The following is a 9,760-nucleotide window of genomic DNA, read 5'->3' on the forward strand; positions in this document are numbered from 1 at the left end:
TCCGACATCCACTACTTGGTGGGTGTGCGGAGGCTTTCGTACTTAACGCCCGTGAGTCGCTCTGATTCGGCCCACAATTTTGTTGCATCTACTTCGGAGTGCGAAGCCGGGCTTGATTCAACCAACACAGGGGCACCACGGTACTCCTTGCGGCCCGATGGACCGAAGTAGTCACCTCCATCCGCCTGAGGGTCTGTTGCGGCCCGCAGAGAAGGACGAGCGCCCTGCTTCGGGGTTTGGATGCCCAGAAATACGAGTTTTTTCAGTGGGCGCAGGTACCAGCGATCAAACAGGTGATCCGCGAGCCCTGTTCCGGCGGTGCCCGGATGCGCGGCTACCGCCATTGCATCCACTCCTGCCAGCGCGAAGCGGCGTTGGAGCTCATAAGTGAATAGAAGATTGGCCAGTTTGGAGCGGCCGTAGGCAGCACGCGGTGTGTAGGAGCCGTTCTGGAACATGAGGTTGCCGAATTCCATGAATCCCCAGCGGTGGGCCAGGCTCGACAGGCTCACAACTCGTGCACCAGGAGTAGTAGTGATGAGATCGAGGAGGTGCCCGGTGAGGGCGAAGTGCCCGAGGTGGTTGGTGCCGAGTTGGGATTCGAATCCGTCAATCGTGAGCTGGGCATCCGTCATCATGATCCCGGCATTGTTGATCAGCAAATCTAGACGTGAATGTTTCCCGTGAAACTCTTCACTGAATCGACGAATCGATTCAAGATCCGCGAGATCGAGGAGCATTGTTTCAACGGAGACGTCGCCGAGCTGCTCGACGATGGCAGTTTTCGCCGCTGCTGCCTTTTCAGTAGTTCTCATCGTCATGACAACGTGCGCGCCAGCCTTGAGCAAAGCACGGGCCGTCTCGAAGCCGAGCCCTGAGTTTGCCCCGGTAACGATCGCGACCTTGCCAGTGACGCTTGCAATGTCGGATTCGGTCCATTCGGTGCGAGCGTTCACTGGTGTCCTCAATTTCGTGCTGAAACGGTGACGTTAACGGCCACGTCTGGGGGTTCTGTCGCCAACGTGCACTGGCACCTTGCTAGTTGAGCATGAGTTTCTCTGCACGGGCTCACAAAGTTGATTCGGAACGGAGCGGCTGTCAGATTGCTGATCGGTTCGGTGTAATCCTTGCTCAGTTTCAGGTGGCAACCGACAAACGCCTATTGTTTAAAGTCAACCGAACGGGACTACCCATGACAACACAGCCAAACAACCTCGATCAGTGGTTCCATCACTATGCGGACCGCGCCTCAGGGCTTGCGGCGTCCGAAGTGCGAGCGTTGTTTGCCGTCGCCTCTCGCCCCGAGGTGGTGTCACTGGCTGGCGGCATGCCCTATGTCTCCGCGCTGCCTCAAGACCTGATCACAGAATCGATTGATCGTGTGATGCGCGATCGCGGACCTGCGGCGTTGCAGTACGGTTCTGGCCAGGGTTTGCCTGCTCTTCGGGAGCAGATCCTCGAAGTGATGGCTCTCGAGGGAATTCGGGCGAGCGTTGATGACGTTGTCGTCACGACCGGCTCACAACATGCGCTTGAACTGGTGACAAAACTTTTCATCAATCCTGGCGATGTAGTTATTGCTGAGGGCCCAAGCTACGTCACCGCGATGGTCGTCTTCAAGTCATTTCAAGCGGAAATAACTCACGTTGAAATGGATGACTTTGGGCTAGTTCCTGACTCTCTGCGCGCACACATCGCTTCAGTTCGTGCCGCGGGAAAGACAATCAAGTTTTTGTACACGGTTCCCACTTTCAGTAATCCAGCGGGGGTAACCCTTAGTTGGGAGCGCCGCATTGAGGTGCTCGAGATTGCACGGGAGAACGGCATTCTGGTTCTCGAGGACAACCCTTATGGGTTGTTGTACTTCGATGGTCCACCTCCGCACGCAATGCGGTCGGTGGAAGAGGATGGTGTGATCTATCTGGGCACGTTCTCTAAGACTCTCGCCCCGGGTTTCCGGGTGGGTTGGGTGCTCGCACCGCACGCCATCAGAGAAAAACTCATTTTGGCGAATGAGGCCGCGGTCCTTTCCCCGAGCTCGTTTACTCAAAACATCATCAGCGAATATATGAGCGTTGCCGATTGGAAGGGCCAGATTGACACCTTCCGCGGCGTGTACCGAGAGCGTCGCGATGCAATGTTGGATGCCCTCGACGATTACCTGCCCGACCTGCAGTGGACTGTGCCCAATGGTGGTTTCTATATCTGGGTAACGCTTCCTGACAACCTCGATTCCAAGTCAATGCTGCCGCGAGCGGTCAAGGAACTCGTGGCCTATACGCCAGGGACTGCTTTCTTTGCCGATGGGAACGGGCGAAGCAATATGAGGCTCTCATTCTGCTACCCGACTCCCGATTTCATCCGCGAGGGAATCCGACGGCTTTCCACGGTGATCAACGGGGAGATAGAGCTGCTCAATACTTTCTCCCAGACTGCCCCCTTGACGATTGCGCCACCCGCGCCATCGATGATCAACCCTCCAGCCAACCTCAGCTAGGACACCATGAACGCTTCACCCACTCGCGTACTAGTTCTTGCCGGCGGAATCTCCCATGAGCGCGATGTATCTCTGCGCTCGGGACGCCGAGTTGCCGATGGTCTACTCGCCCAAGGCAAAGATGTTGAGCTGCGTGATCCCGATGCATCTTTGCTTCCCTATCTTCGCGAGAACAAGCCAGATGTAGTGTGGCCCGCGCTTCACGGCGCGAGCGGGGAAGACGGGGCCCTACGTGGATTGCTCGACCTGATCGGCATCCCCTATGTGGGGTCGCGGGCAGACGCCGCCCGCCTTGCCTGGGATAAGCCAACGGCCAAGGCACTCGTTTCCCGCGTTGGCGTTCGCACCCCGCTGTCGATTGCTCTGTCCCGCGATTCTTTTCGCGAACTGGGCGCACACAGCATCTTGGATGAACTCGCCGACGAACTTTCGGGCGACCTCGTTGTCAAGCCCACTCAGGGCGGATCCGCACAGGGAGTATCCATAGTCTCTGATCGAAGTGATCTTCCTCGGGCAATGGTGAACGCCTACAACTATTGTGATGTCGCACTCATCGAGCAGCGCATCACGGGGGTTGAGATCGCTATCGGCGTTCTCGACACCGGCATGGGACCGGTCGCACTACCCGCCGTTGAAATCGTTCCTCTCGAAGGCGCCTACACTTTTGAGGCTCGTTATAATGCTGGTCAGACCGACTTTTATACTCCGGCACGAATCTCTCAGAAGGATGCCGCCCGTGCTGCAGAGGCAGCTTTAGCGGCACATTCGGCGCTCGGACTGCGCCACCTTTCGCGCGTCGACATCATCGTTGATGGTGCAGGGACACCGTGGTTCCTCGAGACAAATGTGCTTCCCGGGCTCACCGAAACGTCAATTTTGCCGCAAGCAATCGTCGCTGCGGGGCACGATCTCGGGCGTGTATATGCAGCGCTGGCAGAAGCCGCAATAGAAGGTCCCTAACTTCACCGCTCAATCCCCTGGCTGAAACAGGTCGAAGACAGGGGAGGGGTCAGATGATCGACCACTCGTTCAACATTCGCGCACTATGAGTCTCGTTCATCGGGTCGTCGGACCGTAGTCGACCCAGGCAGATTCTGCACCCGGTCTGTCGCGGCGCGCAGCCCGGAGCTTCAATCCCAGTTCTCTCGGGTAAGGATGGAGCATCGCGTTCCCTGGGGACTGCACCGCGCAGAATACCACTGCGATGTTTCACGTGAAACGGTTGCTTCGGCTACTTAAGCTACTTCGGTTGCTTCGTTCACTCCGCGGACCTCCGTTGGCAGAGAATCGAGCGACGGGCAGCAAAAACGCAGGGGTGGGCGAAGTTCAAGCAGAAAGCTCCAGGGATGGGGTCCTGACCTCCGTTTCACGTGAAACATCGGGAGTCGCAAGGTTGACGACGGGGAAGGTCCCGATCTTTTCATACCGAGGGCTGGTTCAACTTCCAATCTCCATCAACCGGTTGCGCACAACGGGCGGGTCGCGCGAGGAACCAGCGGACTTCTTAGAAGTGATCTCAGTTCACGAGCACCGCGCTTGAGGTCGCGGCATCAGGAGAATCAGAATCGGGTGTCAGCAAGCGCAACCCCAACACTGACCCTCGCAACTTTCATTGCCGAGACACCTCACGACGATCACGACCTTGACCGTCTCCTCGATCTCGACCGTCACCGTCGACCGTCACCGTCGACCGTCACCGTCGACCGTCACCGCAAGCGCAAGCGCAAACGCAAACGCAAGCGCAAGCGCAAACGCAAGCGCAAGCGCAAGCGCAAGCGCAAGCGCAAGCGCAAGCGCAAGAACGGTCCCTTTTCCTGGTTCCGATTGCTCGACGTTGCCCGGCACTTCACCTCATCGGCGAACGGGCCTACCGAGCGATCCACAAGCGCCGGGAAGGCAGAGTGAAAGTACTCCAAAAACGGCGAACTCCCGCTGTTTCACTAGGGCACCAGGTTCGTACGCTCCTCAAAGCAACCGAAAACGAAGGATCGAGCGACCCGCCAACGTCACAGTATCGGGGCCAAAATCCGCAGTGTTTCACGTGAAACAATGCCGGAGACACTCAGTCAGCAAGGTTCTCAGGATTCCGCCGGCCCCACATCGTCCGGCCTAATTGTGGCGTCAGGGTCTTCTGCTATTCGCGAAGATGAGCTAGCAAAGCTATCCGCACCGAGCAGCTCTAACAGCTCTCACGGAGGTGAACTTTGACCCGAACTCCGTTGAACACCGAGAATCGACTTCACTCTTAGCGTCCACTTCCGAATCGCACAGAAGGACGCGAGCAGCGGGGGAGTGTTAGCGGTTGAAACCTGTATCGCCGAGTTCCTCGAGAATACGGTTGAGGTCGCCTACCGTAGCGAAGTCGATGATGACCTGTCCCTTGCTAGCGCCAAGATTCACCTTGACCCGAGTGTTCAGACGGTCCGCTAGTCGTTCGGCAATCTCATCTAGAGGACCTTGCTTCTTGCCCCGTGAAGGCTTCACGCGAGCAGGTTTAGTCGAGAGGGATCCCGCTGCAGCTTCAGCAGCTCGAACCGAAAGTTCTTCATTGACGATTTTGTCCGCCAAACGCTCCATTCCTTGCGCGTCAGGAAGCGACAGGAGCGCGCGAGCGTGTCCAGCGGTCAGAACTCCGGCCGCTACACGGCGCTGAACGCTTTCTGGAAGGCGCAAAAGGCGCAAAGTGTTCGTAATTTGAGGTCGAGAACGGCCAATTCGCTCGGCTAACTGCTCCTGAGTGATCCCAAAGTCTGCCAAAAGCTGCTGATACGCGGAGGCTTCTTCAAGAGGGTTGAGATTCGCGCGGTGCAAGTTCTCAAGCAGAGCATCGCGGAGCATGTCCTCATCTGCGGTGCTCTTAATGACTGCGGGGATAGTGGCGAGCCCCAAATGCTTGCTCGCGCGCAAACGACGCTCACCCATGATGAGCTCGTATTGCGGCTGGCCCTCGAGAGCGCCCGCGAGCGGACGAACAACGATGGGTTGAAGAACGCCAATCTCACGGATCGATACGATCAGCTCTGAAAGCTCTTCCTCACGAAATTCTGTACGAGGCTGCCGAGAGTTCGGAACAATGTCGAGGGGGGAGAGGCTTGCCAAACGCGCGCCCGGAACCGAACGAAGCTTGTCGGTAGAAATCTCTCCGCCGGGAAAGAATACGTCGACGGGACGCTGTTCGTTCTCGTCAGATGCGGGGATAAGGGCGCCAATTCCGCGGCCTAGGCCTGTGCGTTTGGGTGCGGCCATTATTGGGGTGCTCCTCGATGTGCAATCTCCGCTGCTGCTTCCAAGTAGGAGAGCGAGCCTGGGGAGTTCTGGTCATAGCTAATAACAGTTTGCCCGTAACTGGGTGCTTCCGAGATCCTCACTGAACGAGGAATCACTGTTGTCAGCGCTTGGTTGGGGAAGTGTTCACGCACATCATCAACAACCTGATTGGCGAGATTTGTGCGGGAGTCATACATCGTCATGAGAATCGTCGAAACCCTGAGTTTCGGATTGAGATGACGTTCGATGAGTTTGATGTTGTTGAGGAGCTGGCTCAATCCCTCTAGTGCGTAGTACTCACACTGGATCGGGATGAGAACCTCCTGTGCCGCAACGAACGCGTTGATCGTCAATAGACCAAGCGAAGGCGGGCAATCAATGAACACATAGTGGTACGAATCCGGGGAGTCTTGAAGAAACTGATCAAGGGCTGAGCGCAACCGCTGCTCTCGAGCTACCAGAGAAACGAGTTCGATCTCAGCTCCAGCAAGGTGAATGGTTGCGGGCACGCAGTACAGCGCCGCGAACTCTGGACTCTTCTGTACAACATCGATCATCGGGACATCGTTGATCATGACGTCATAGACACTAGGCGTCTCTGAGCGGTGCTCCACGCCAAGCGCAGTCGATGCATTCCCTTGAGGGTCGAGGTCAATGACCAGCACTCGTGCGCCTGTGCGAGCCAACGCTGCCGCAAGGTTGACCGTCGAAGTCGTTTTTCCTACGCCGCCTTTTTGGTTGGCCACCGTGAAGACGCGAGCCTTCTCGGGGAGGGGAAGAGACGCTGCGGCCACGGCCTGGCGACGACGAGTCAAATCCGCAATCTCCCGCGCAAGCGGCGTGGTCTCATCGAACGATTTGCTCTGTTCGTTGACTTCGCTCTCGGGATGTTTCACGTGAAACTTTCTCTCTGGTACTGCAAAAAAGGTGAAGTGTGGTGGCGGCCCAACCTGCAGCCGAATCAGTCCACTCTAGCCCGAAAGACCCTTGTGATCTCTGGAGTGATTCCTTCGCCAAGAACGAGAGACTCCACGTCATGTAAACGTGCTTTGCGGATCGCCTTTGCTGCCGCTTCAATCTCCTCGTCGATGCGTGCACCTTTCATAAAAACCATCTCGCCGCCGGGGGCAAGGAGGTGCTCAGTGGAAGGAATCAGCTTCGAAAGAGCAGTGACTGCGCGCGCCGTTATCTGAGAAAGACCTTCGGCATAAGCGGCATCCTGTGACCGGGAACGTTCGACAACGACGTTCGTTAATCCGAGTCGAGCAGACTCAGCAGACAGCCAGTCCGTGCGACGTTCCATGGGTTCAATCAATACAAACTCAACATCAGGGCGCGCGATAGCGAGAACTAAACCCGGCAGCCCAGCACCACTGCCTATGTCTCCGACAAGGCCTGGCTTCAACAGAGGAGCGACCAAGGCACAGTTCACAATGTGCCGGCTCCATAGACGCGGAACCTCAAGCGGTCCGATAAGGCCGAGTTCTTCTCCCCGAAGTGCAAGGCTCTCGGTGTATTGCCGTGCTAAGTGGATACGATCGCCAAACAGCTCCGCTGCAACTTCGGGCTCGCGTTCGAGCCCCAGTTCTTCGCTCAATGTTTCACGTGAAACTAGGCGCGAGTAATAACAGTGTGGCGATCTCGGCCTTCACCACTCGACTGCGAAACGAAACCACGCTCAGCCACCACGTCGTGAACAAGTTTGCGCTCATAGGACGACATGGGAGGGAGTGCAGCAGAAGCCGAACCGGCTTCGATGCGCTCAACCGCTGTATCGACAAGCTTTGAAAGTTCAGCCGCGCGAGCCTCACGCGATCCGCCGATGTCGAGAATCAAACGGGAGAAGGCACCAGTCTTGTTCTGTACAGCGATTCGAGTCAGCTCTTGAAGTGCAGTAACTGTGTCTGGACGCGACAGCAGTCGGAGATTGGTTTCTTCACTTGACGTGACCGAAACATAAGCGCGACCAGCACGAGCATCAATTTCAATGTCGCCATCAAGGTCGGCGATATCAAGCAGTTCCTCGATGTAATCAGCCGCGATGTCGCCCTCTTCTTCAAGCTGGTCGGAAGTGCGGTCTTCACGATCGTCGACAGGAGGAGTCTCAACTGCGGCGGTGTCAGTGTCAGAAACGTTCGTCATTTCTTTTTTCCCTGCTTCTTCTTGGCACGGTTCTTGCTAACGGGTTGATCCCGCTGCGGGTTCTTGGGTTCTTCAATGACAGCGGTACCTGACTCTGAATCGGGTGCCTCTTCAATGATTCCCTTGCGTTGGTTTCGCTTCGCCAATCGTGCTTCACGAGCGAGCGCTGCTTCACTGCCCGGCGTTGGCATATTGCGAATCACGAGGAACTGCTGACCCATGGTCCAGAAGTTGGAAACGAGCCAGTAGAACATGACGCCCAGCGGGAAAGTGAAACCCGAGAAAGCGAAAACAAGGGGGAGTAGATACAACATGATCCGCTGTTGGCGGTACATGGGGCTTGCCTTCATCTCAGCCGACTGATTCTTCGACATTATCTGAAGCTGGGTAATGAACTGCGAGCCAGTCATCAGAATGACCATGATCACGGCGGTGACGATTACAGCGACGTTGCCTTCAGCTGTGCTGATTGCCAAGTGCAGCGGTGCGATGCCAAAGAGTGAGGAAGTGCCAAATGACTCAGAAAGATCAGCGCTGAGGAGTCCAACTCCGGCTGCATGATCCTCAAGCTGAGCTTCACGAAGCACCGAGAAGAGACCGAAGAAGATCGGCATCTGAAGAAGTAAGGGGAGGCAGGAACTGAAGGGGTTGGTACCAGCCTTCTTGTACATCTCCATCGTCTCGCGAGACATCGCCTCGCGAGAGAATTGATCCTTCTTTCCCTTGTATTTGTCTTGGATCTTTTTGAGCTGAGGAGCAACCTCCATCATCCGACGTTGGCTCTTAATCTGCCGGACGAAGACCGGAATCAGAGCAGCTCGAACAACGAGCACCAGACCAACAATCGAGAGCACCCAGGTGAGGCCGGCATCGGCATCCATTCCCACTGCCGTGAGAAGGGTATGGAATGCGACGAGGATCGCCTCAATCACCCACTTGATTGGCCATAGTAATGAGCCAAAGAATGCAAAAAGATCCATGTGGTGGTTAGCCCCTTTCGTGGCTTGCGGCTATCACAAAGCCGAACCTGGTGATCTGATAACGGTCATGCCGTCGAGCCGGTATGTCGTCGATTCCGCCCTCAGCCCACGGGTGGCAGCGGAGAATACGACGGGAACCAAGCCACACCCCACGGAAAACACCGTGCTGTTGGATGGCTTGAAGAGTGTAATGAGAGCACGACGGGTAATACCGGCAAACATCACCATAGAGAGGTGAGATGACAGCTCGGTAAATACGCAGAATGAAGACACAGACGTTCCGCGGAAGGAGCAGCGCAAACGTAACGAGAGACTTCATGCCTTCACCACGATGCGGTCAATCCCTTCTGCGATCTCAGCCTGTAGCGTAGTCCACTCCGTATGCTCAGAACCTGCCAGCGCACGAACCACGATGTCCGAACTTCTAGGAATGTTCGGGAGAAGTTGCGCGGCCGCCGCGCGAAGTCTGCGACGAACACGATTTCGTACTACCGCGTTGCCTACAGCTTTGGAAACGATAAAGCCAAAGCGCACACTGTTGGATCGCTTGTTATCCACAATGTGGACAACTAAGTGCGGTGCTGCATAACGACGTCCCCGACGAACAGCCAAGCGAAAGTCACTCGGATGCGTCACGCGGTTGGTCTTAGACAACACCGGACGAGGCTAGGCGGAGAGTTCGGTGCGTCCCTTGCGACGACGAGCGCCCAAGATCGCGCGGCCTGCACGGGTGCGCATACGCAAACGGAAACCGTGAACCTTCGCACGACGACGGTTGTTTGGCTGGAAAGTTCTCTTGCTCATAGCTATATCTCCAAGGCCCAGCTCTGGCAGCCGGGAAGAATTAGAAGGCCCAAGGGCCGGAAGTCAACTG

At 56.4% G+C, this 9,760-nt stretch carries 12 protein-coding genes; 3 read left to right on the forward strand and 9 right to left on the reverse strand.

Annotation, left to right across the window (positions count from 1 at the left end):
* Positions 1-11: 11 nt before the first annotated feature.
* On the reverse strand, positions 12-956 hold the full coding sequence (locus tag AC061P_RS13995; RefSeq protein ID WP_480391500.1) for an oxidoreductase: 945 nt from the start codon (positions 954-956) through the stop codon (positions 12-14).
* Between the two features lie 236 nt (positions 957-1,192).
* On the opposite strand from AC061P_RS13995, the gene AC061P_RS14000 reads away from it, so the two are divergent.
* The 3 genes from AC061P_RS14000 to AC061P_RS14010 all read left to right on the forward strand — a co-directional run bounded on the left by AC061P_RS14000 (position 1,193) and on the right by AC061P_RS14010 (position 4,402).
* The gene (locus AC061P_RS14000; protein ID WP_449647858.1) at positions 1,193-2,497 is read left to right on the forward strand and encodes an aminotransferase-like domain-containing protein; all 1,305 of its coding nucleotides are present in this window, start codon (positions 1,193-1,195) and stop codon (positions 2,495-2,497) included.
* A 6-nt stretch (positions 2,498-2,503) separates the two neighbouring features.
* Complete coding sequence (locus AC061P_RS14005) at positions 2,504-3,457, forward strand: D-alanine--D-alanine ligase family protein (protein ID WP_480391501.1); 954 nt, start codon at positions 2,504-2,506, stop codon at positions 3,455-3,457.
* A gap of 609 nt (positions 3,458-4,066) precedes the next feature.
* Positions 4,067-4,402: a hypothetical protein gene (locus AC061P_RS14010; RefSeq protein WP_480391502.1), complete on the forward strand. Its 336-nt coding sequence runs from the start codon at positions 4,067-4,069 to the stop codon at positions 4,400-4,402.
* A 390-nt stretch (positions 4,403-4,792) separates the two neighbouring features.
* On the opposite strand, the gene AC061P_RS14015 is transcribed toward AC061P_RS14010, so the two are convergent.
* The 8 genes from AC061P_RS14015 to rpmH all read right to left on the reverse strand — a co-directional run bounded on the left by AC061P_RS14015 (position 4,793) and on the right by rpmH (position 9,690).
* Positions 4,793-5,743, reverse strand: coding sequence for a ParB/RepB/Spo0J family partition protein (locus tag AC061P_RS14015; RefSeq protein ID WP_480391503.1), 951 nt, complete (start codon positions 5,741-5,743; stop codon positions 4,793-4,795).
* Entirely contained in the window at positions 5,743-6,660 is a 918-nt protein-coding gene (locus AC061P_RS14020) for a ParA family protein (RefSeq protein ID WP_480391504.1), read from the reverse strand. The genes AC061P_RS14015 and AC061P_RS14020 overlap by 1 nt, the downstream gene beginning before the upstream one ends.
* Before the next feature lie 65 nt (positions 6,661-6,725).
* Positions 6,726-7,361: a 16S rRNA (guanine(527)-N(7))-methyltransferase RsmG gene (gene rsmG, locus AC061P_RS14025; protein ID WP_480391505.1), complete on the reverse strand. Its 636-nt coding sequence runs from the start codon at positions 7,359-7,361 to the stop codon at positions 6,726-6,728.
* A gap of 14 nt (positions 7,362-7,375) precedes the next feature.
* Positions 7,376-7,906, reverse strand: coding sequence for a Jag family protein (locus tag AC061P_RS14030; RefSeq protein WP_480391506.1), 531 nt, complete (start codon positions 7,904-7,906; stop codon positions 7,376-7,378).
* The gene (yidC, locus tag AC061P_RS14035; RefSeq protein ID WP_449647864.1) at positions 7,903-8,886 is read right to left on the reverse strand and encodes a membrane protein insertase YidC; all 984 of its coding nucleotides are present in this window, start codon (positions 8,884-8,886) and stop codon (positions 7,903-7,905) included. The genes AC061P_RS14030 and yidC overlap by 4 nt, the downstream gene beginning before the upstream one ends.
* A gap of 7 nt (positions 8,887-8,893) precedes the next feature.
* Positions 8,894-9,205, reverse strand: a complete 312-nt coding sequence (gene yidD / locus AC061P_RS14040; RefSeq protein WP_480391507.1) for a membrane protein insertion efficiency factor YidD — start codon at positions 9,203-9,205, stop codon at positions 8,894-8,896.
* Positions 9,202-9,543: a ribonuclease P protein component gene (gene rnpA, locus AC061P_RS14045; RefSeq protein ID WP_449647866.1), complete on the reverse strand. Its 342-nt coding sequence runs from the start codon at positions 9,541-9,543 to the stop codon at positions 9,202-9,204. Before rnpA ends, yidD begins: the two co-directional genes overlap by 4 nt.
* A gap of 9 nt (positions 9,544-9,552) precedes the next feature.
* The gene (gene rpmH, locus AC061P_RS14050) at positions 9,553-9,690 is read right to left on the reverse strand and encodes a 50S ribosomal protein L34 (protein WP_010204566.1); all 138 of its coding nucleotides are present in this window, start codon (positions 9,688-9,690) and stop codon (positions 9,553-9,555) included.
* Positions 9,691-9,760 lie beyond the last annotated feature (70 nt).

The sequence above is a fragment of the Rhodoglobus sp. G.S.4 genome, assembly GCF_056619605.1.

What these genes read in the sequence shown, in the direction of transcription:
- AC061P_RS14000 (WP_449647858.1), top strand. Translation starts at nt 1,193, where the DNA reads ATGACAACACAGCCAAACAACCTCGATCAGTGGTTCCATCACTATGCG.
- AC061P_RS14005 (WP_480391501.1), top strand. Translation starts at nt 2,504, where the DNA reads ATGAACGCTTCACCCACTCGCGTACTAGTTCTTGCCGGCGGAATCTCC.
- AC061P_RS14015 (WP_480391503.1), bottom strand. Translation starts at nt 5,743, where the DNA reads ATGGCCGCACCCAAACGCACAGGCCTAGGCCGCGGAATTGGCGCCCTT.
- AC061P_RS14030 (WP_480391506.1), bottom strand. Translation starts at nt 7,906, where the DNA reads ATGACGAACGTTTCTGACACTGACACCGCCGCAGTTGAGACTCCTCCT.
- yidC (WP_449647864.1), bottom strand. Translation starts at nt 8,886, where the DNA reads ATGGATCTTTTTGCATTCTTTGGCTCATTACTATGGCCAATCAAGTGG.
- yidD (WP_480391507.1), bottom strand. Translation starts at nt 9,205, where the DNA reads ATGAAGTCTCTCGTTACGTTTGCGCTGCTCCTTCCGCGGAACGTCTGT.
- rpmH (WP_010204566.1), bottom strand. Translation starts at nt 9,690, where the DNA reads ATGAGCAAGAGAACTTTCCAGCCAAACAACCGTCGTCGTGCGAAGGTT.